The following is a 20,275-nucleotide window of genomic DNA, read 5'->3' as shown; positions in this document are numbered from 1 at the left end:
GCTGACACTCAAGGCACTACTGGATCTGCTGCGGCACTGACCGAAAACCGCTCGCGATAAGCCTGCGGAGTCACCCCGATGGCCCGCAGAAAACTGCGGCGCAGGGTTTCTTCGCTGCCGAATCCGCATTGCACGGCCACCCGCTTGATGGGCACGCCGGTATCGCTGAGCAGGCGTCGTGCGGTTTCGACGCGGATCTGTTCGATGGCCCGGGCCGGGGTTTGGCCGGTGTCGGCGCGGTAGTGGCGCACGAAGCTGCGTTCGCTCATGCCGGCCTGGTTGGCCAGGGTTGGAATGCCCAGGTCCTTGCTGAGGTTTTCGCTGATCCAGGCATGAAGTTCGTCGAAACGATTGCCTTCTTTCTGCAAAGACAAGGTCACGCTGAATTGCGATTGGCCGCCAGGGCGTTTCAGGAACACCACCAATTGCCGGGCGACGTCCAGGGCCATGGTCCGGCCAAGGTCGGCTTCGACCATCGCCAACGCCAGGTCGATACCGGCGGTGACGCCGGCCGAGGTCCAGACCGGGCCGTCATTGATAAAGATCGGATTGGGCTCGACCTGCAGGCGTGGGTGTTGTTGCGCCAACTGTTCGCAACGGGTCCAGTGGGTGACCACGCGCCGGCCATCGAGCCAGCCGCTGGCCGCCAGCAAAAACGCCCCGGTGCACACCGATGCCACTCGCCGGCACTTTGCCGCGTGTTCGCGTACCCAACTGACCAGTGAAGGGTCTTGTGCCGCCGCATAGACGCCCCAGCCGCCGGCGATGATCAAGGTGTCGCTGCCCTGCTCGGGTAAAGGCTCGGCCAGCAACGCCAGGCCCGCCGACGACATTACCGCCCCGCCGCCACCGGTTATCACCGTCGGCGCATAAGGGGGCGGTGAGCCTTGCTGGCGGGCGATGTCATTGGCGGACGCGAACACCTGCAACGGCCCGGTGACATCAAGCACTTGCACATTGGCGAAGGCGAGCACATGAACGGTTTTCGACATGCTGGCGTAATTCGTGGGGTGATTGGCGGATACGCCAAATCCTAGCCCCCTACAGTAAAGGCGTCCACCCACTTCAGGAGAAATACACCATGACCTTGCAGATCGGTTTTCTGTTGTTTCCACAGGTGCAGCAACTCGACCTTACCGGCCCGTACGACGTTCTGGCGTCTCTACCGGATGTGAAGGTGCATCTGATCTGGAAGGACCTGATGCCCATCACCGCCAGCACCGGACTGATACTCAAACCGACCGTTACCTTTGACGACTGCCCGGCGCTGGATGTGATTTGCGTACCCGGTGGCAGCGGGGTCGGGCCGTTGATGGAGGATGAGCCAACCCTGGCGTTCATCAAGGCCCAGGCCGCCAACGCACGGTATGTGACGTCGGTTTGCACCGGGGCGCTGGTGCTCGGTGCGGCGGGGCTGCTCAAGGGCAGGCGCGCCACCACCCACTGGGCGTATCACGAGTTGCTGGCGCCACTGGGAGCGATTGCGGTGGCGGATCGGGTGGTGCGCGACGGTAATCTGCTGACCGGCGGGGGAATAACCGCAGGCATTGATTTTGCCCTGACCCTGGCGGCAGAGCTGTTCGATCAGGACACCGCCGAGCTGGTGCAGCTGCAGCTGGAATATGCCCCTGCGCCGCCATTCCAGGCGGGTAGCCCGCAAACGGCGCCCGCGCGCGTACTGGCGCAAGCTCGCCAACGGGCCGCCGGGTCATTGAAACTGCGAGCGCAAATCACCGAGCGGGCGGCGGCGAAACTCGGCTGACAAGGAAATCCTGGCTGCGAGAACTGCGGTTCGAGCAGCCAGGTTTTTCTGACGCCCATAAAAAAACCCGCCGAAGCGGGTTCTTCCAAGACCATTACAACTCCCTGTCGTCAGCATTCCCTGCCAATGGCCGATCATCCATGATCCTGAGAGCACTCCCTGTACCTCAGTGGATGGGGCTAGAATACGCATCGGATCCAATATGTAACAGACGACATAGTTGTAACCGCGTGTAAGACATTCGCTATAGCTGTACTGCCATCACTCACTCCCACGCTCGCGGGCCTTGGCGTTTTCGGCGAGGAATTGTTCGAGTCGGCTCAATTGCTCTTCCCAGCCACGGCTGTCCATGTAATACGCCTCCTTCTGGCGTACGTCGGGAATGTGAGCGAAACCTGATTCGGACACCTTGAGCAAGGTGCCGTCTTCATAATCCTGCAGTTCGAATTTGACCAGCGTGGTGGGCTCCTGGGAGTAGTCGATCCTGGGATTGACCGCGTAGGGGTGCCAGCGAAAGGAAAACAATTGCTGGGGCTCGACCCGCTCGACCAGCACGTTCCACAACACATGTTCATAACCGGGATACGTAACCTGCCCCTGCGTCCACTCGCCGGCGATGAACCGCCTGCCTTCGAGCGCAACGCCAAACCATTGACCGAACGCCTCGGCATCGACCAAGGCACGCCATACATGGGCGCGGGGCGACTTGAGCATGATTTTGCGTTCAAAACTATTGGGTACTGGTTTCATACGTCACCTCCTGTAATGAACAACAGTAGGCCTCTAAGACCACAAGTCCAGCCCGAAAGTTGTATCCATCCGCTGTCAGTTGTCGAAATCGTCGTCTTTGCATCGCTACACTGGCGCAAATTCCCCTGTCACAGCGAGCCTCCTGCATGTACTCACGCTTTCTTCTGGCACTCACACCTTTGCTGTTCACTCCCCTGGCCCAGGCCCTGGACTGCGATAACGCCAGCGACCAGGCCACGATGAACCAGTGTGCAGCGCAGCAGCATGCCGCGGCTGACAAGGAGTTGAATGCGCTTTACCAGCAGATCACCACACGTTTGAAGGGTAACCCCGACAGCAAGAAGCTGCTGGTGGGCGCACAACGTTCGTGGATTGCGTTTCGCGATGCCGAGTGCAAGTTTTCGGCTTCCGGGGTGGAGGGTGGGAGTGTTTATCCGCTGATCTACAGCAATTGCGTGACCGAATCGACCAAGGCGCGGGTGGAGACGTTCAAGACTTACCTGAAGTGCCAGGAGGGGGATTTGGGGTGTCCGGTGCCGGGGGTTTGATTTTTCGCCGTTTTTGAGGGCCTCTTCGCGAGCAAGCCCGCTCCCACATTTGATCGAGTTTCGTCAGGACGATCGCGGTCCAATGTGGGAGCGGGCTTGCTCGCGAAGGCGTCAGTTCAGGCGCCGCAGTTACCGCACAAAAATCTGCGCCGTGGTGATCGCCATATCCCCACCCGGCAACTTGATCTTGCCCACCTGCTTCAAGCTGTCGGCATCGAAGATCGCCACATCGTTGAACGTACCGGCCAGATAGATCTTGCTGCCTTCCTTGTTGAAGGAAATGCAGTAGTAGGAGTGATCAAGCGTCGCCGCCTGGAGCATCTTCTTTTCCTTGATGTCGTACTTGGCCAAGCGGTTGAGCACGCCAAACATCAGGTTCGGATCCTTCGGTGAACGCATGCCGCTGAAGTAGATTTCCGTCAGGGGCCCGAAGTCGGTGGTTTCGGTCTTGCCGGTCTTCAGGTCGACACTGAACAGGCCGTACAGGTATTCGGCGGTGGCCGGGTCCTGCTTCTTGTCCTTGAATTTCGCCGCGGTGTAGAGCAGCGAGAAATCATGCCGGTAGGTTTGCTGGTTCCACACGTAGAGCACGTCGGGCGCACTGTAGTTCGGGCGTTTCCAGTGACGGCTGGGGATCAACACGTCGAACTTGCCGGTTTGCACATTGACCTTGTAGACATCCGCCCCGGCGACGTACAGCGTGCCGTCGTCACCGCTCTGCATGATGGTGAGCTGGCGCGGCGCAGGGAAACTGCGCACCGGCTTGGCGTCCATGCCGGCGTCAGTCTTGTACACGTCGAGCCGGGGCTGCTGCACTTCGTAGCGATCGTTCATCATCAGCGTCGGGTTGGCGATGGTGTACAGCTCCTTGCCGTCATGGCTGACGGTGAAGGCGAACATCGATTTGGCTTTCTCCCCCGGTTTCTGGGTGATGCTGGCGTGGAACACCTGCTTGCAGCTGTCCAGCTCGACGCCATAGACATCCGCATAGTGATTGTTCAGCACGTAGGCGGTCTTGCGATCAGGCGACAGCTGCACGGTGCCGGGACCGAAGGCGTCCGGCATCTTGCAGGTCTTGTACAAGGTGTCGGTGGCCAGGTCGATCAGGTGCAGGTTGTTCGGGTAGTTGGTGGTCACCATGTACTCGTGACCGTCTTGCAATGCGGTGTTTTCATCGGCCAGGACACTGAGCGCGCAGGTGCTCAGGAGGGCGAAAGCGGCCAGGCCGCAGGCGTTGATGCTGTGCATGCTGGAATCCTTCTTATTATCTGATCACTTGTCTTTCGGGAAGACAGTGCCGAGGTTGCGCCAGTTTTCGTTGGACGCCTGGGCATCCTTGTTCCAGTCCGGGTAGGTGCTCATCATGTCCGGCACCTGGGCCGGCCACCAGCACGGGTCGGAACAGCCATACAGGTCGGCTTCCATCGGCTGGCAGAGCGACGACACACCGCCAAACGCATCGATTTCCCAGCCCGGGTCGGTGGTCGACGCACAGCCCGCCACGGAGCTCATCGCCACCACTTCTTCAATGCGGTTTTCATCCGCGGCCTGATCCAGCTTCAACGCTTTGTTATTGATTGCCTTGAGATGTTTCATATCAGTGAGCCTTGCGCGGAGTGATGTAGCTGCTGATGAACGCAGGGTTATTGGCCATGATCCGGGTGTAGACCTCGATGCCGAAGTCGACCCAGTCACGCATCAGTTCGCAGTAGTGATAGGTCGGGTGCGTCGGATCGCCGTAGCGGGCGTAGCTCTCGTGGTAGCAGCCGCCGGAGCACAGGTTGCGGATCTGGCAGTCTTCGCAGCCGGTGTTGGTGCGGTCCAGGCGCTGGGACAGGAAGTCGTTCAGTTCCACCTGTTTCACACCGCTGTGCACGTTGCCGAAGGTTGGCAGGCTCGAACCGGTAAAACGGTGGCACAGGTTCAGTTCGCCCTTGTGATCCACCGCCAGCATCTTCAGGCCCGCGCCGCATGGCAGGGCTTTCTTGTGGCCTTCGTGGATGTCGGTGATCAGCTGGTGCAGGTTGGAGAAACCGATGTTGCGGTGCTCCAGTGCCGCTTCCAGATAACGTCGACCGAGGCGTTTCATGCTGGCGAAGACTTCGATCAGCTCGTCGCTGGTGAGGTTGAAGCTGCTGATATCGCCCGACGTCACCGGGGCAAACCCGACTTCAGAAAACCCCAGTTCGTTGAACAGGTGATCCCAGATGGTTTCGATGTCGGTAACACCGGTGGTCAAGGTCACCCGCGCGCCCACCGGACGGCTGTTATAGCGCGACAGCAGCATCTCGGCCTTGCGCCGCACCACGTCGTAGGTGCCCTGCCCGCCCACGGTGATGCGGTTGCGGTCGTGCACGGTTTTCGGCCCGTCGATGCTCACTGACAAGCCAAAGCGGTGGGCATTGAGATAGTCCACGGTCTCTTCGGTGAGCAGCGTGGCGTTGGTGGTCATGACGAACTCGACGAACTTGCCGGCTTCGCGAAAACGCTTTTCACAGTAATCGACCATGTACTCGATCAGCTTGCGATTGCTCAATGGCTCGCCGCCAAAGAAAACCACCGTGAAACGCTCTTCATCCGGCGATTCGCGCAGCAGCATTTCCACCGAGGCGATGGCGGTCTCGACGTCCATTTTCTTGCCGGCCGACGGCTTGTCGAGGTCTTCCTTGTAGCAGTAGGTGCAGCTCAGGTTGCAGCCGGTGTTGACGTTGAGTACCACGGTATTGATCGCCGTGCGCTCGACCCGTTTGGTGGCGATGTCCGGCGTCAGTGGCGAGCCGTCGCTGACCAGTTCCAGGGCCATCAGCTCACGCAGGGTCTCGGTGATCTCCTCGCCATTGAAACGCGCGGCAAGACGCTGGATCAGGTCGTCCGAAGTACAACCCGGACCGCGCAGGGTATCGATGATGGTGCCCGTCAGTTCATCGCTGGCGAACAGCGAACTGCTGGGGATGTGAAACAGCATGCGGTCGGCATCGACCTGCACTTCGTGCAGGTTACGTTCGACCAGATTCAAGATAGCGCCCATTGCAAACCTCCTGTGCAGACCCCGCGTGGCGGGGCGTGCGGTCATTCCGAAAAGTGTCTGAATCGCTGTCGATCAGCACCACTCATGGAATGGGTGGATTGTTCCAGCGTTGCACGGTCACGATCATGTGGCCTTCGCCGGTCAGGGAGGTCCCTGCGTCGTCGACGGCGGCGATCACCTTGAGGTTGCCGGCATTGTTGGTGGACATCTTGCGGGCCGGGTTCGGCCCGGCATCGCCCGGGGTGAACACACCGGTGTCGGCCTGCATGGTGCCGGCGAACTTGACGTCTTCGTCTTCCCTGGCGCGGTCGTCGAAGGCTTCGACCTTCCACTGCGCCGGGAATACGCCGATGCGATACGGCTTGCCATCGGCGCCCTTGCCCCAGGCTTCGGCGTCGAAACGGCCCTGGACTTTCGGCGTCGAACCACCGCCGTCGCCGATCCGCGCCACTGAGAACTCGGGCACCACCTTGACCTGGTCGATCTTGCTGTAGACCGACAGGCTCGGGCCCATGAGCGTACCAACGGTGACCGCGCGCAGCCCCGGTTGCGCATTGGCGGCGGCCTTGAGCTTGACCTTGATCCGCTGCGGGCTCTGCTCGATGACTTCGAGCACTTCCACGCCTTTGCCGAAGTTCGGCTTGCCGTCCAGGCCGCTGCCGATCAGGGTGACTTCGCTTTCGCTGCCAGCCTTCACATAGCCCGGCTGCACCGCCAGCAAACGCTGGGAACCCTGCTTGGCCGCGACGAAATCCAGGCCGCGCTCGTCGTGCTCGGCCTCGAACATCCGGCCCTGCATGGCGTTGCCCTGGACGGCGAACACCTGGCGCATGGTCACGCCATCGATACTGACGTTGCCGCGCCATTCGTAGCCGGTATAGAGAATCGCGCTGCCGTCACCGTTGAACGGCGTGCCGTCGGCGTATTGGCCTTTGACGCTGACCTTGAAGGTATCACTGCCATCGGCGGTCACGCTCATCACACCGGCCAATTCGCCTTTGCCCGGCAAGTGACCGCTGAAGCTCCAGTCACCCACCAGGGCTTCGGCTTTTGGCGCGGCGCTCTGCCATTTTTTCCAGGCCGGGTTGTCCAGCGGATAACGCTTGGCCAGCAGCGGCACCATCTCTTTGCGCGCCAGGTCGAACCAGTCGCGGTCGCGCGACAGTGCCTGGTACTCCAGGGACGGCCATTGGCCAAGGTGGAAGTTCACCAGGCGTTCCCACTCCTGGGCCGGACGCCGTTGCAGGGCCACCCGCGCACCGGAGTGGCAGCGGCCGCACATCTGGCTGGTTTGGTCGTCGAACTGCTCGACCGTGTTGAGCCGACGCTCCAGGGCATAACGCACGCCGTCGGTCTCGCTCGGCGCCAGGCCCTGTGTGTCGGCCAGGTACTTGACCAGGGTGCGGCGATCTTCATCGCTGATCTGCAAACCGTGCATGGTCTGCATGCGCGCAATGCTCATCAGCCAGCCTTCCGGCGTCTTGCGCTGGTGGCTGATGCGGCTCAGGGCGTTATCGGCTTCGGGGGTATGACAGCCCTGACAGGTTTCCTTGAGGATGGTCTGGGCATCGCGGGCTGCCAGGCTGTGAGGCGAATGCAGGGCCACGCAAGCTGCGATGGCCAGCAGACTGGCGCTCATGCCTGAACGGAGTTTTCTCTTCATCAACGTCGAACCTCGCACGGTGCTTTCTTATTTTTGTGGCTTATCGTTTTTTGGGTTTCTGCCGCCGGCGGCAAGCCGCTGACGGTGGCAGGAGAAACGTCTGCGATGAGCAATACACGGAGCGTGCCAGCTTGTGAATCGTGTTTTTTATCAATTGCTTAGGTTAAATACAGGGTGATTGACGACTGCTAAACCTGACGTCCCGCGTCTAATATCGCGACATCTGTTGCACTCTGAGACAAGCATAGGATCAAGATCAAAAGATCGCAGCCTGCGGCAGCTCCTACACGGGAATCGGCATACACCTGTAGGAGCTGCCGCAGGCTGCGATCTTTTGATCTTCGCATGTCTCACTGCGTCGCAATTTGCGACGTCAGCTCACCTCCTTTTCATTGGTCAATAACCCGCAAGCCCCACCAAATCGATGTTTCACCCAAATAAACACAACTGGCACAGCCATTGCGAAAGACCTCGCCACACGAACAAGACGAGGTTTCATCATGTCGCTTCCCAACCTGCTTCCCGCCACTTCGGCATTTATCCAGCGCGCGCCGCGCATGCTCATCGGTGGCGACTGGGTCGAGGCCGCCGACGGCCAGACGATGCCCCTGCACAACCCCGCCACCGTCGAAGTGCTGTGTGTGGTGCCACGGGCCACACCGGAAGACGTCGACCGCGCCGTCCTCGCCGCCCGCCAGGCGTTCGATGATTCGGCCTGGACCCGCACCCGCCCACGGGAGAGGCAGAATCTGTTGTGGAAACTGGCCGACCTGATGCAGCGCGATGCCGAGCTCCTGGCGCAGCTGGAATGCCTGAACAACGGCAAAAGCGCGGCGGTGGCGCAAGTGATGGACGTGCAGTTGGCCATCGATTTCCTGCGCTACATGGCCGGTTGGGCGACCAAGATCGAAGGCTCCACGGTCGACGTGTCGGCGCCGCTGATGCCCAACGACCAGTTCCACAGTTTCATCCGCCGCGAAGCGGTGGGCGTTGTCGGCGCCATCGTCGCCTGGAACTTCCCGCTGTTGCTGGCCTGCTGGAAACTCGGCCCGGCCCTGGCCACCGGCTGCACCGTGGTGCTCAAACCCGCCGACGAAACCCCGCTCACCGCGCTGAAGCTCGCCGAGCTTGTGCTCGAGGCGGGTTACCCCGAGGGCGTGTTCAACGTGGTCACCGGCACCGGCATCACCGCAGGCTCCGCGCTGACTCACAACCCGTTGGTGGACAAGCTGACCTTCACCGGCTCCACCGCCGTGGGCAAGCAGATCGGCAAGATCGCCATGGATTCCATGACCCGGGTGACCCTGGAGCTGGGCGGCAAGTCGCCAACGATCGTGATGGCCGATGCCGACCTGAAAACCGCCGCAGCCGGTGCCGCCAGCGCGATCTTCTTCAACCAGGGCCAGGTCTGCTGCGCAGGCTCGCGTCTGTATGTGCAGCGCAAGCATTTTGACAATGTGGTGGCGGACATCAGCGATATCGCCAACGCCATGAAACTGGGTAACGGCCTGGACCCGAGCGTGGAAATGGGGCCGTTGATCTCGGCACGGCAACAGGCGCGGGTCTACGGCTACATAGAAAAGGGCCGTGAAAGCGGCGCGACCATCGCCTGCGGTGGCGAGCAGTTCGGGCCGGGCTTTTTCGTCAAGCCGACGGTGATCGTCGACGTCGATCAAAAGCATTCGCTGGTGCAGGAGGAAATCTTCGGCCCGGTACTGGTGGCGATTCCCTTCGATGACGAAGCCGATGCCCTGCGCATGGCCAATGACAGCCCTTATGGGTTGGGCGCGAGCATCTGGTCCAATGACCTGGCGGCGGTGCACCGGATGATCCCACGGATCAAGTCCGGTTCAGTGTGGGTCAACTGCCACAGCGCCCTGGACCCGGCGCTGCCCTTTGGTGGCTACAAGATGTCGGGGGTGGGGCGAGAGATGGGGTATGCGGCGATCGAGCATTACACCGAGTTGAAGTCGGTGTTGATCAAGCTCTGACCCACTGATCGTTCCCACGCGCAGCAAAGGAATGCATCCTGTGACGCTCTGCGTCACCTCCAGAAGCGGAACGCGGAGCGTCCCTGGCGGCATTCCCACGCAGAGCGTGGGAACGATCAGTGCGCTGGTTTGAAACCCTGAGCCAACAACCAACTCCTGACCATCCTCCCCTGCTCTACAGTCAATCCAGCCAGCGCTTGTTCGGCAGGCTCGGTCCGCAACTGCCGCACCAACGGCGCCAACTCCACCCCCTGCACATGCCAGATCCCCAACGGTTGATCCGCCGTGATCACCACCTCGGCCTCATCGACAAACCCGTTACGCAGCACCGGCGCCCGCTCGATCCGCAGTGCATTGAAATCCGCCTCGGCATGGGCCACCTCGGCATCCGGCCAGTGCCGCCGCGCCTGCCAGAACGGCTGATCGACCCAACGCTGTTCATCGGCATAAAAATCCCGACCTATCCGCGCAAACCGGAGAAACAGCTGCTCCACCCGCTGTTGATGAAAACGCCGGGCCAGCGCCGCTCGTTCGGGTTTGCGCAACAAGGTGTTGATCACCGTCGGCGCCTGCAACGCAGAGGACAGGGATTGGAAGATGCCGTTGCCCGACAACGGGTCGACCGCCATCGCCGCATCACCGACCCGAATCCAATTGTCGCCGCACACCTGCGGGCTGAGAATCGCCGTGCTGCTGCGGGCATGCAACTGCAAATCAACCTCGGGGTCGACAGCGAAAAACGCCTGGGCGAGCGACGATGCCTGGCGCCGCTGTCGACAGTACTCGAGCAGTTGTGCCTTGCCCGGCAGAGCGGCGCTGGCCACATCCACCGTCCATTGCCAATAACACTGGCCGTCGGCCCGCCGCGCCATCCATGCCCAGCCATCCTCAAGGCTTTCCACGGCGCTGGCGGTGTTGCCCGGCGTGCCCTGCCAGCGATTGAGCAGGCTGACCGTCTCCGGCCCGCGCAAGCCTTTGCCCAGGGCGGGCGCCTGGCGGCCACGGGCTTCCACCAGAAAGTCCGCAATCACTGCCTGGCCACTGTCAATCTCGATTCGATGACCACTGGCGACTGCCTGGACCGCCAACACCCGACCCTCGATCAGCTCAACACCGGCCAGGCGCAAGGCTTCGCGCAGGCCGCAGTCAAAGGTCGGACGGTCGAGCAGGAACTCGACGTTCTGCGCGTGCTGCTGGCCGTTCCAGTTCACCTGCCGTTGAGAGGGCAACGTCGCCTGCGCCAGCGCCTGTTGCAGTCCGGCGCCGCGCAACGCCTCCAGCACCCGCTGGGAAACACCTTCAAGGGCGGAAAAACGCCGCCATTCGCTGACCAGCGTAACGGCATACCCCAGTCGTCGCAGCCCCAGTGCTACTGCCGCGCCCGCGGGCCCGGCGCCCAGGATGACGATCGCGGTCATGGCCCGATACGCCGTTCAGGGCCACGGTAACGGGCGTTGTGGCGCAGATATTCGACGACCTGTTCATTGCTGGCGTCGGGATTCGCCACCAGGAATGCCGCAATGTGCCCGCTCAACGCCGCGCAACCGAGACTGGCGCCGGACTGCCCCGGATAAGTACCGTGCACGCACGCGCCGAAATCCGCCTGGGCACTGTCGAGCCATGACCATTCGAGTTCGGCGCAGCGCGCATCGCCGGTCACCCGCAGCACCTGTGGATAATTCGCCGGAAACACCCCTTCACCCTGGGCCGGGCTGGACGCGCACAGCAATACGCCCTGGCCCACCGCCAATGCGCAAGCAGCCCGCAACAGGTTGCGATCCTGGCGCAAACCCAGGCTCAGATTGATCAAGCGCACGTCCTGCGCCACCAGCCAGTCGATGGCCGTGGCGATCTGCAAGGCGCTGGTCACCCCGCGTCGGTCGAATACTTGCGCCACGCAAAACAGTGCCGAGGGTGCACGCCGGCCGATGGCTTCGATCACAGCGCTGCCATGGCCCAACGGATCATCACGCAAGTCGCTTTCGCTCAGCCCGTCTTCCACCAGGGAAAAACGCCGCCCGGCGACGACCTGCACCCGTTGCGCGGTCGAGTGACCGCTGTCCACCACACCAATGCGCAGCTCAGGATTCATAAGGCTCAGGCCTCATGCAACAGCGTTTTCGACACCAGTACGCCGTCGAGCAATTCAAAGCGCAAATCGGCATCGGCCAGGGTCGAAGGACGATGGCTGATCAGGATGCGCGTGCGCCCGGCAAAAAGGCGGTCGATGGCTTCGATCACTTCGCGCTCGGTGGCTTCGTCCACCGCCGAGGTGGCCTCGTCGAGCACCAGGATCAGTGGGTCCTGCAACAGGGCGCGGGCAATGGCGATGCGTTGTTTCTGCCCGCCGGACAACTGCTGGCCGCGCTCCCCCAACGGACTGTCGAGGCCTTCGGGCAAGGTCGCGATCAGGCTGTCGAGTTGCGCCAGCCGCGCGACGTCGGCGATCGCTTCACGGCTGGCGTCGGGCACGGCGTAGGCCAGGTTGTCGGCCAGGCTGCCGCGAAACAGCACGATGTCCTGGCTGACCACGGCAATGCGCCGGCGCAACTCGAACAGGTCGAGTTCGCGCACATCCACGTCCCCCAGCAGCACCCGCCCGGACTGCGGGTCGTGGTGGCGTTGCAGCAGATCGATCAGGGTCGATTTGCCAACCCCGGAGCCGCCGCTCAGGGCGACTTTCAAACCGTAGGGAATCCGCGCCTCAATGCCTCGCAGGGTGGTCGGGCGACCGGGATGACTGAAGTGCACGTCATCGAAGCGCAGCTCGCCAGAACCCGGCATCGTTTTCGGTGTTTCGGGGGTGAGTACGGTGGCTTCCTCGCCGCGCAACTCCATCACCCGCCCGAGGCTGACGGTCATGCGCTGAATCGCCACATAAAGCCCCAGCAGACTCTGGACCGGCCCGACGGCCATGCCCAGGTAAGTGGAAAACGCGATCAATGCGCCCAATTGCCAAGTGCCCTGCACGACCCAATACCCGCCAATCAGGAACGCACAGGCGCGCGACAGCGAGGTCAGCGTGCCCGGCACGGCCTGGGTGAAAAACTCGGTGACCTGCAGGCGCAGCAACTGGCTCATGTAGCCCTGGCCCAGGCTCTCCAGTCGTCGCGCCTCGCGCTGTTGCTGGCCGGCAGACTGGATGAACTTCATCACCGGCAGCGTCTCGACCATGAACGAGGACATGTCCGCCGAGCGCTCACGCAACTGCCGCACATCGCGCTCGACCTTGCGCCGCATCCAGCGCAGCCAGAGCACGTCGAGGGGAATCAGCACCAGCGCCAGCAGCGACAGTTTCCACGACAGCGTCAGCAGCATGGCCACGGCCACCACCAGGCCGATCACGCTGGACACCGCCGAGAATAATGAATCCACGGCAAAGCGCTGGATCTCCGCCACGTCGCCATCGAGACGCGACATCAGGTCACCGATGCGCCGCTGGCCGTAGAAGCTCGGTGACAGGGTCTGCAAATGCCGATACAGGTCATCGCGCAGGGCGAACAGCATGCGCCCGGACAAGCGCGTGTGCAGGTAACGATTGATCCCCGACAACGCCGTACCCAGCAATCCCGCGACGATCATCAACCCGGCGATCAACACCAGCATCGGGAAATTGCGCGCCAGCAGGCCATCGTCGATCAGCAACTTGGTCAGCCACGGCTGCACCAGCACCAACGCCGAGGCACAAACCGACAGCCCCAGCAGCCCGGCAATCGCCAGACGGTGCGGGCGCACAAAGCTGTATAGCCAGCGTAATGCGGCTTGCAGGGCCTCGGGGTTCTGGCTGTCGATCAGCCGCACGATCAGGCGCTGCATCACGGGCGCAGCTGCTTGAGCTTGCGATACAAAGTTGCGCGGCTGATGCCCAGGGCGTCGGCAGCGGCCGAGACGTTGCCCTGGTGGCTGTCCAGGGACTGGCGGATCATCTCCAGTTGGTTTTCCCGGATACTGCCGGCCTGGGGTCGTTCGCCGGCGTTGAGGTCGTCGAGCATGCTGTCCGGCAAGTGATCGAGGGTGAGCACGGTCTCCCCCGGTTCGCGCATGGCCAGCGCGGTACGCAGGACCATCTCCAGCTGGCGGATGTTGCCCGGCCAGTGATAACCCTCGAGCAAGCGGTTCAAGTCGTCGTGCAGGACTACGTTCGGCGCATCGAGCCTGGCCAGCAGTCGGCCGACCAGCGCGCTGAAATCCTCGCGCTCGCGCAGCGCCGGGAGCATCACGCTGATGCCGTTGACCCGGTAGAACAGGTCCTCGCGAAAGTGCTTGTCCTGCACCAGGCGCTTGAGGTCGCGGTGGGTCGCGCAGATCAGCGCGACGTCGATGTCCTGCTCTTCGCCGGCGCCCAGTGGCGCGACCTTGCGGTCCTGCAGTACGCGCAGCAGGCGGGCCTGCAAGGCCAGCGGCATGTCGCCGATTTCATCGAGGAACAAGGTGCCGCCGTGAGCCTGTTGCAGTCGTCCGACCATGCCGCCGCGACGCGATCCGGTGAACGCGCCCTCGCGGTAGCCGAACAGTTCCGACTCGATCAGGCCTTCGGGGATCGCCGCGCAGTTGACCGCGACGAAGGGTTTGTCGCAGCGGCTACCGGCCATGTGCAGGGCGCGGGCAATGACTTCCTTGCCGGTGCCGGTTTCCCCCAGGAGCAATACCGGCAACTGGTTGGCCAGGCCTTGTCGGGCCATGCGCAGGGCACGGGCATAGCGGGCATTGCTGCCGGCCAGGGATTCCAGGTCCGGTTGCGCCTTGGCGGTTTTGGCGACGCTGCGTGGCGGGTTACCGACGTTGATCGAACGTTGCGGCGCGCGCAGGGTTTTGTAGAAGAATTCGCCTTTGGCGGTCTGCAGGCTGCCGACGCCGCCCTGGTGCAGACGTGCCAGCAATTGCAGGCCATCGACGCCAAGAAACTCTTCGCAGCGCCGACCGACCAGCACTGAACGTTCGGCATGCAACAACTGACAGGCCTGTGCGCTGACCGCAAGGATTTGCCCACCCAGGCTTACCGCCAGCAGGCCCTGCCATGGCGACTCGAGGTACTGCCGGCGACTGTGGAACGCCAGGACGATTTCGTCCGGATAGCTTGCGTTGAAGACGCGGCTCTCGATCTGGCTGACGGCCATGGCCAACAGCGCGGTGCTGTCATGGGCGCGGCCCAGCGGGCCTTCGCGGGTCAGGTCGAGGACGCCGAGGATGTCGCCCTGGGGGCAATGGATCGGCACCGACGTGCAGGAAAAGTCACTGAGGCGATCCAGGTAATGTTCGCCGCAATCGATCAGGGTTGGTCGGGCTTCGACCAGTGCCGTGCCCAGGGCGTTGGTGCCACGCGCGGCTTCGCTCCAGCAGGCGCCGAGGGTGATGTCTTGCAGGCCACTGCCCTTGAGGCGGTCGGCGCGACCTTCGACGGCAAGGATGGTGGCGTCGGAGTTGGCGAGGATGATCAGCCCTTCCTTGCCTTGGCGTTCGGCCAGGTAATCGATCGCCGGTAACGCTGCATCGATCAACAGGCGATTGCTCGCCAGCAATACGTCGACGCTGGCACTCGATTCCAGCGCCAGCTCATGCTTGGCATTGAAATGCACGCCATGGCTGAGGCTGCGCCGCCAGGAAGCATCGATTTCCGCGCGCAGGACGCCGTTCGGGACTTCGCCTTCCAGATGCAGTTTTTCCCGGGCCAGCCGGGCTTCGCGGTGAAGTTTGGGGGAGTTTGTTTTTATTAGCGTCATCAAGCGCTCCGGGTCGTCCGCCCTTGCGCCTTCATGCGTCGGCGCCCTGGAGCAATCTTTACGTTAACGTAAGGGCGATGGCAAGTGCCGTAGGGCACTTGTGTTCCGGCAGGTGGACCGGGTTATCGTTCATCGCTGGCAAGCCAACTCCCACAGGCTCGCATCGCTCCCAGTTTTTTGACTCAGCTCGGTCACTGTGGGAGCGGGCTTGCCCGCGATAGCCATGGAGCAGACACCGAAAGACTCAGCGCCGCCAAACTGTCATCGATTGCTAAATCCCTGACGCCCAATGAGAAGCAGACAACCTGCGCGTGACGATACTAGTTTGCTCATCGAACAGTGACGCGACACGTCTAGCCCGATACCTCTGAGCCCTGACGGGGGTTGTCGGTTGCATCTCAGAAAAACAATCAAAGAGAGCGCAGAATGAAATTCAGTTTTCTCGATAACAGCAAGCTCACCCGCCGACGCGTACTACGCGATGCTGTCACCCTGGCTTTGGCCGCCTCGCCCTTGGCCAGCTTCGCCAGGGCAACCGGCGAAACCGCCGAAGAAGTGACCTTCGCGGCGGGTCCACGGCCGCTGGTGCAATACCCGCAAAAACGGCCGTTGACCCTGGTGACCACTCGCCCACCGCACCTGGAGACGCCTTTCGCAGTCTTCAACGAAGGGCCGATCACGCCCAATGACGCGTTTTTCGTGCGTTATCACCTGGCCAATTTCCCCACCAGCATCGATCCGGATACGTACCGTCTGACCGTCAAGGGTGCGGTCGACACTCCGCTGTCACTGTCCCTGGCAGAGCTCAAGGCTCTGGCGCAGCCGGTAGAAGTGGTGGCCGTCAATCAGTGCTCGGGGAACAGCCGAGGTTTCTCGATGCCGCGCGTATTTGGTGCTCAGTTGGGCAATGGTTCGATGGGCAATGCACGCTGGATAGGGGTGCCGCTCAAGGCCGTATTGAAAAAGGCCGGAGTGAAAAACGATGCCAGGCAAGTGACGTTCCGCGGCCTCGACAAGCCTGTGTTGCCAAGCACGCCGGAGTTCATCAAGGCACTGGACATCAGCCATGCCATGGACGGTGAACCCATGATCGCCTGGTCGATGAACGGCACCGACCTGCCCTTCCTCAACGGTTACCCGATACGTTTGGTAGTGCCCGGCTATTTCGGCACGTACTGGGTCAAGCACCTGAGCGAGATCGAAGTGCTCGACCATGTTTACGACGGCTTCTTCATGGCTAAAGGTTATCGAGTCCCGGATAACGATTGTTTCTGCATCGCCCCCGGCACCACGCCGACGCAAACCCGGCCGATCTCCAAGCTACCGGTGCGCAGCTTCATCACCAGCGTTAAGCAGGGCGATGTGTTGCCGTTGAATAAAAGCGTGGTGCTCAAGGGCATTGCGTTCGATGGCGGTGCCGGGGTCAACAAGGTGGAAATATCCATCGACGGCGGAAAAGTCTGGCGTGAAGCCACCCTCGGGCAGGACCTTGGCCGTTTCTCTTTCCGCGAGTGGACGCTGGCAATCACCTTCACCAGCAAGGGCGCCACGCAGTTGATGGTACGAGCCAGCAACAGCGCGGGCGAGACGCAACCGCTGCAAGCCGACTGGAACCCTGCCGGTTACCGCCGCCACGTCATCGAAACCAGCCACGTGACCGTCGCTTGAGGAGAGCTGCATGAAATCCATGAAATTCATGACCCGCTGGCTGTGCGCGGCGCAAATTTTCCTGGCTGGCATGGCCAGCGCAGCGCCACTGTCGATCACCTTGCCGCCCGAAACGGCTGCGTTCAAACCCAGTGCGCTGCCCGGCTACCCATTGGCCCAGCAGAAATGCTCCACCTGCCATTCTGCCGATTACATCAGCTTCCAGCCTCCGGGCATGAGCCTGGCACAGTGGACGGCGGAAGCGGGCAAGATGCAGCACGTGTACGGTGCGCCGATCAGCGATCAGGACGTGACCATTATCGGCGCCTACCTGGCGGCCACGTACGGCAGTGCAAAGGCGAGCGATGCCGATGTGCAAGCCGCCTCGAATCCGTCGGCGGGCCAACCCACGCCAGCCCCTGTGGCAAAAGTCGACGCCACGGCCTTGCTGCAGAACAACGCGTGCCTGTCCTGCCATGCGATCGATCACAAGGTCGTCGGCCCGGCTTATAAAGATGTGGCTGCCAAATACGCCAACGACCCGCAGGCACTAGCCAAGGTTACGTCCAGCATTGCGCACGGCGGTAGCGGCAAATGGGGGGATAACCCGATGCCACCTTTTGCGCAGTTAAGCCCGGAGAATCTGCACAGCCTGGCGACGTTCATCCTGCACCAGTGAGCCGGCCGTAAGACAGCCGACCTGATTACAGGTCTGGACGCAATCCATTGCAGGAGCAAGCTTGCTCGCGATGGACGTGAACGATACCGCGCCCTGCCTGGATGTGCGCGTTGTCTGGAAGTCCATCGCGAGCAGGCTCGCTCCTACAGAGGAGCGTGACCTGGATCACTCAGCTTTCCGACATTAGAGAACGCGACACAGGGCCTGACAAAGGATCGATCTTGAAGGCATGGTGGCATGGGATCATCCATGCCGAACGCAGGATTCAGACGTGAGGATCGCCCGGTACCTTGCTCGGCACTGCGTATTGCGGCTTGAGATGACCGTCCTGATCAAGTAGCCAGGCGTCCATGATCTGCCGCACAACAGGGCCGGCGACACGACCGCCGGCCTCGCCGTTTTCGATCATCACCGAAATCACGATTTGCGGATGTTCGGCCGGGGCGAAACCGACGAACAGGGCATTGTCGCGGTTGCGCTCGCGGGTTTTCTCGCGGTTATAACGCTCGCCCTGCTTGATCGCCACCACTTGCGCGGTACCACTCTTGCCGGCAATACGGTATTGCGCCCCCGCTGCCGACGCGCGGGCGATACCGCGGGCATCGTGCATGACCATCTGCATGCCGTGGTTGACCTGCTCCCAGTCGCGCGGGTCCTTGAGCAGGATGTTCGGCATCGGATGCTCGTCTACGGGCGCGACACCGTCCACGGTCCTGGCCAGGTGCGGACGGTTCCACACGCCTTTGTTGGCGATCAGCGCCGTGGCCTGGGCCAGTTGCAGCGGTGTGACCTGCATATAGCCCTGGCCGATGCCAAGGATCACGGTTTCACCAGGGAACCATGGCTGACGACGCGTGGCGCGCTTCCAGGCCTGGGACGGCATCAAGCCGGGAGACTCTTCGAACATGTCCAGCGAGACCTTTTCCCCGAGGCCGAACATGGCCATGTAGTCATGCAGCCGATCGATGCCCAGCTTGTGCGCGAGGTCGTAGAAGTAGGTGTCGTTGGAACGCATGATCGCCGCGTCCATGTCCACCCAACCGTCGCCGCTGTGGTTCCAGTTGCGGTACTTGTGATCGAAGTCCGGGAGTTGGTAATACCCCGGATCGAAGACTCGGGTCTGCGGCGTGACGATGCCGGCGTCGAGCCCGGCAATCGCGACTTCGGGCTTGATGGTCGAGCCCGGCGCGTAGAGCCCGCGCAGCACTCGGTTGAACAGCGGTCGGTCAATGGAATCGCGTAGCGTCGAATATTCCCTGGAGCTGATACCGGTGACGAACAGGTTGGGATCGAAACTCGGGTTGCTGACCATGGCCAGCACTTCACCGGTCGACGGATCAAGCGCGACCACCGAGCCACGACGATCGCCCAAGGCATGCTCGGCGGCCTCCTGCAGCTTGACGTCCAGGCTCAGGACGATGTTTTCACCGGGCACCGGGTCCGTGTGCTTGAGTACGCGCAACACGCGGCCCTGGGCATTGGTTTCAACTTCCTCGTAACCGACATGACCGTGCAGTTGCGACTCGTAGAATTTTTCGATCCCGGTCTTGCCGATGGATTGGGTGCCTCGATACTCGACCGTATCCAGCACCTTGGACTCTTTCTCGTTGATCCGTCCGACATAGCCGACTGAATGCGCGAAGTGTTCGCCCAACGGATAATGGCGCACGAACTGCGGCTCGACATCGATGCCCGGCAAGCGGAACTCATTGACCGCCAACACCGCGATCTGCTCCTCGCTCAGTTCATAGAACAAGGTTACCGGCACAAACGGGTGCCGCGCCTGTTTCATCGCCTTGTCGAACAGCGTGCGGTCTTCAGCCGGCAGGTGCAGCAGGTTGACCACTTCGTCCAGCTCTTGGTTGACATCGGAGGCGCGTTCGCGAGTGATGGTCAGGTTATAGCTGGGCCGGTTGTCCGCCAGGACCACGCCATTGCGGTCATAGATCAAGCCACGGGTAGGCGTGATCGGCAGCACATGCACTCGGTTGTTTTCGGAAATCGTGGAGTGATACTCAAATTCCACCACCTGCAGGACGTACAGGCGCACCACCAGTGCACAGGTAATGGCGCCGACGAACAAAGCGCAGGCCATCAGTCGCTTGTTGACCAGTCGCGTCTCTTTTTCATGGTCTTTGATCGGAATCGGCTGAGGCATTTCTGTGGCAACTCTTTGGAAAGAAACACCGATCCCTGGTTTGAAAACGGGCCGCTAAAAAAACGAGCTGCACCATACCAAAACGGAGTGATCGCTTTCGTGTCATTTTCTTTAAGTTGTGTAGGAGCGAGCATGCTCCGGGCGGCGTTTCGACGATGGTCGTTAACGATAAGGCTGGGGCCTGATATACCGTGGCGCTCTCCGGTTCTTCGCGAGCATGCTCGCTCCTACAGGGGAAAATCGGGCACAAAAACAAAACCCCTACCTGCATGCGCAGATAGGGGTTTTGGAATTTAATCTTGACGATGACCTACTCTCACATGGGGAAA

The 20,275-nt window shown here is 61.7% G+C and carries 16 protein-coding genes; 5 read left to right on the top strand and 11 right to left on the bottom strand.

Annotated elements, in window-relative coordinates; translation table 11 throughout:
- Window positions 1–8: 8 nt before the first annotated feature.
- Window positions 9–992, bottom strand: coding sequence for a GlxA family transcriptional regulator (locus AC1Q8Q_RS19460; RefSeq protein ID WP_033042973.1), 984 nt, complete (start codon window positions 990–992; stop codon window positions 9–11).
- A gap of 89 nt (window positions 993–1,081) precedes the next feature.
- Here AC1Q8Q_RS19460 and inhA point away from each other — a divergent pair, with 89 nt between their 5' ends.
- Complete coding sequence (gene inhA / locus AC1Q8Q_RS19455; RefSeq protein WP_492615385.1) at window positions 1,082–1,762, top strand: isonitrile hydratase; 681 nt, start codon at window positions 1,082–1,084, stop codon at window positions 1,760–1,762.
- 261 nt (window positions 1,763–2,023) lie between these two features.
- Here inhA and AC1Q8Q_RS19450 read toward each other — a convergent pair whose 3' ends face one another.
- A complete protein-coding gene (locus AC1Q8Q_RS19450; protein WP_033042975.1) occupies window positions 2,024–2,512 on the bottom strand; it encodes an SRPBCC family protein in 489 nt (162 codons plus the stop codon).
- Between the two features lie 146 nt (window positions 2,513–2,658).
- Between AC1Q8Q_RS19450 and AC1Q8Q_RS19445 the strand changes: the two genes are divergently transcribed.
- Window positions 2,659–3,060, top strand: coding sequence for a lysozyme inhibitor LprI family protein (locus AC1Q8Q_RS19445; RefSeq protein WP_168758692.1), 402 nt, complete (start codon window positions 2,659–2,661; stop codon window positions 3,058–3,060).
- Between the two features lie 129 nt (window positions 3,061–3,189).
- Here AC1Q8Q_RS19445 and peaD read toward each other — a convergent pair whose 3' ends face one another.
- The 4 genes from peaD to peaA form a co-directional block, all read right to left on the bottom strand.
- A complete protein-coding gene (peaD, locus tag AC1Q8Q_RS19440; RefSeq protein WP_020795717.1) occupies window positions 3,190–4,308 on the bottom strand; it encodes a quinohemoprotein amine dehydrogenase subunit beta in 1,119 nt (372 codons plus the stop codon).
- Window positions 4,309–4,332: 24 nt separating this feature from the next.
- Window positions 4,333–4,656, bottom strand: a complete 324-nt coding sequence (gene qhpC, locus AC1Q8Q_RS19435) for a quinohemoprotein amine dehydrogenase subunit gamma (protein ID WP_007971075.1) — start codon at window positions 4,654–4,656, stop codon at window positions 4,333–4,335.
- A gap of 1 nt (window position 4,657) precedes the next feature.
- The gene (gene peaB / locus AC1Q8Q_RS19430) at window positions 4,658–6,088 is read right to left on the bottom strand and encodes a quinohemoprotein amine dehydrogenase maturation protein (RefSeq protein ID WP_492615384.1); all 1,431 of its coding nucleotides are present in this window, start codon (window positions 6,086–6,088) and stop codon (window positions 4,658–4,660) included.
- Window positions 6,089–6,170: 82 nt separating this feature from the next.
- Complete coding sequence (gene peaA, locus AC1Q8Q_RS19425) at window positions 6,171–7,751, bottom strand: quinohemoprotein amine dehydrogenase subunit alpha (protein WP_033042473.1); 1,581 nt, start codon at window positions 7,749–7,751, stop codon at window positions 6,171–6,173.
- A gap of 500 nt (window positions 7,752–8,251) precedes the next feature.
- Between peaA and AC1Q8Q_RS19420 the strand changes: the two genes are divergently transcribed.
- Window positions 8,252–9,742: an aldehyde dehydrogenase family protein gene (locus AC1Q8Q_RS19420; protein ID WP_492615383.1), complete on the top strand. Its 1,491-nt coding sequence runs from the start codon at window positions 8,252–8,254 to the stop codon at window positions 9,740–9,742.
- A gap of 116 nt (window positions 9,743–9,858) precedes the next feature.
- On the opposite strand, the gene qhpG is transcribed toward AC1Q8Q_RS19420, so the two are convergent.
- The 4 genes from qhpG to AC1Q8Q_RS19400 are packed head-to-tail and all read right to left on the bottom strand — an operon-like array spanning window position 9,859 to window position 15,462.
- Window positions 9,859–11,160, bottom strand: a complete 1,302-nt coding sequence (gene qhpG / locus AC1Q8Q_RS19415) for a flavin-dependent monooxygenase QhpG (RefSeq protein ID WP_492615382.1) — start codon at window positions 11,158–11,160, stop codon at window positions 9,859–9,861.
- Window positions 11,157–11,834, bottom strand: coding sequence for a subtilisin-like serine protease QhpE (qhpE, locus tag AC1Q8Q_RS19410; RefSeq protein WP_033042719.1), 678 nt, complete (start codon window positions 11,832–11,834; stop codon window positions 11,157–11,159). The genes qhpG and qhpE overlap by 4 nt, the downstream gene beginning before the upstream one ends.
- A gap of 5 nt (window positions 11,835–11,839) precedes the next feature.
- Window positions 11,840–13,558: an ABC transporter ATP-binding protein gene (locus AC1Q8Q_RS19405; RefSeq protein ID WP_033042722.1), complete on the bottom strand. Its 1,719-nt coding sequence runs from the start codon at window positions 13,556–13,558 to the stop codon at window positions 11,840–11,842.
- Window positions 13,558–15,462, bottom strand: coding sequence for a sigma-54-dependent Fis family transcriptional regulator (locus tag AC1Q8Q_RS19400; RefSeq protein ID WP_020795724.1), 1,905 nt, complete (start codon window positions 15,460–15,462; stop codon window positions 13,558–13,560). Before AC1Q8Q_RS19400 ends, AC1Q8Q_RS19405 begins: the two co-directional genes overlap by 1 nt.
- Before the next feature lie 426 nt (window positions 15,463–15,888).
- Here AC1Q8Q_RS19400 and sorA point away from each other — a divergent pair, with 426 nt between their 5' ends.
- Together sorA and sorB are read left to right on the top strand one after the other, a co-directional pair.
- Window positions 15,889–17,130 (top strand): SorA family sulfite dehydrogenase catalytic subunit, encoded by a 1,242-nt coding sequence (gene sorA / locus AC1Q8Q_RS19395; protein WP_020795725.1) that lies wholly within the window; start codon window positions 15,889–15,891, stop codon window positions 17,128–17,130.
- A gap of 10 nt (window positions 17,131–17,140) precedes the next feature.
- Window positions 17,141–17,788, top strand: coding sequence for a SorB family sulfite dehydrogenase c-type cytochrome subunit (gene sorB / locus AC1Q8Q_RS19390; RefSeq protein ID WP_492615381.1), 648 nt, complete (start codon window positions 17,141–17,143; stop codon window positions 17,786–17,788).
- Between the two features lie 265 nt (window positions 17,789–18,053).
- Here sorB and mrdA read toward each other — a convergent pair whose 3' ends face one another.
- Window positions 18,054–19,946: a penicillin-binding protein 2 gene (gene mrdA / locus AC1Q8Q_RS19385; protein ID WP_492615380.1), complete on the bottom strand. Its 1,893-nt coding sequence runs from the start codon at window positions 19,944–19,946 to the stop codon at window positions 18,054–18,056.
- Between the last annotated feature and the right edge of the window lie 329 nt (window positions 19,947–20,275).

The organism is Pseudomonas sp. GW823-FHT06B06, from assembly GCF_058795195.1.
This window is presented reverse-complemented; position numbering and strand designations above follow the sequence as displayed.

What these genes read in the sequence shown, in the direction of transcription:
- AC1Q8Q_RS19460 (WP_033042973.1), bottom strand. Translation starts at nt 992, where the DNA reads ATGTCGAAAACCGTTCATGTGCTCGCCTTCGCCAATGTGCAAGTGCTT.
- inhA (WP_492615385.1), top strand. Translation starts at nt 1,082, where the DNA reads ATGACCTTGCAGATCGGTTTTCTGTTGTTTCCACAGGTGCAGCAACTC.
- AC1Q8Q_RS19450 (WP_033042975.1), bottom strand. Translation starts at nt 2,512, where the DNA reads ATGAAACCAGTACCCAATAGTTTTGAACGCAAAATCATGCTCAAGTCG.
- AC1Q8Q_RS19445 (WP_168758692.1), top strand. Translation starts at nt 2,659, where the DNA reads ATGTACTCACGCTTTCTTCTGGCACTCACACCTTTGCTGTTCACTCCC.
- peaD (WP_020795717.1), bottom strand. Translation starts at nt 4,308, where the DNA reads ATGCACAGCATCAACGCCTGCGGCCTGGCCGCTTTCGCCCTCCTGAGC.
- qhpC (WP_007971075.1), bottom strand. Translation starts at nt 4,656, where the DNA reads ATGAAACATCTCAAGGCAATCAATAACAAAGCGTTGAAGCTGGATCAG.
- peaB (WP_492615384.1), bottom strand. Translation starts at nt 6,088, where the DNA reads ATGGGCGCTATCTTGAATCTGGTCGAACGTAACCTGCACGAAGTGCAG.
- peaA (WP_033042473.1), bottom strand. Translation starts at nt 7,751, where the DNA reads ATGAAGAGAAAACTCCGTTCAGGCATGAGCGCCAGTCTGCTGGCCATC.
- AC1Q8Q_RS19420 (WP_492615383.1), top strand. Translation starts at nt 8,252, where the DNA reads ATGTCGCTTCCCAACCTGCTTCCCGCCACTTCGGCATTTATCCAGCGC.
- qhpG (WP_492615382.1), bottom strand. Translation starts at nt 11,160, where the DNA reads ATGACCGCGATCGTCATCCTGGGCGCCGGGCCCGCGGGCGCGGCAGTA.
- qhpE (WP_033042719.1), bottom strand. Translation starts at nt 11,834, where the DNA reads ATGAATCCTGAGCTGCGCATTGGTGTGGTGGACAGCGGTCACTCGACC.
- AC1Q8Q_RS19405 (WP_033042722.1), bottom strand. Translation starts at nt 13,558, where the DNA reads ATGCAGCGCCTGATCGTGCGGCTGATCGACAGCCAGAACCCCGAGGCC.
- AC1Q8Q_RS19400 (WP_020795724.1), bottom strand. Translation starts at nt 15,462, where the DNA reads ATGACGCTAATAAAAACAAACTCCCCCAAACTTCACCGCGAAGCCCGG.
- sorA (WP_020795725.1), top strand. Translation starts at nt 15,889, where the DNA reads ATGAAATTCAGTTTTCTCGATAACAGCAAGCTCACCCGCCGACGCGTA.
- sorB (WP_492615381.1), top strand. Translation starts at nt 17,141, where the DNA reads ATGAAATCCATGAAATTCATGACCCGCTGGCTGTGCGCGGCGCAAATT.
- mrdA (WP_492615380.1), bottom strand. Translation starts at nt 19,946, where the DNA reads ATGCCTCAGCCGATTCCGATCAAAGACCATGAAAAAGAGACGCGACTG.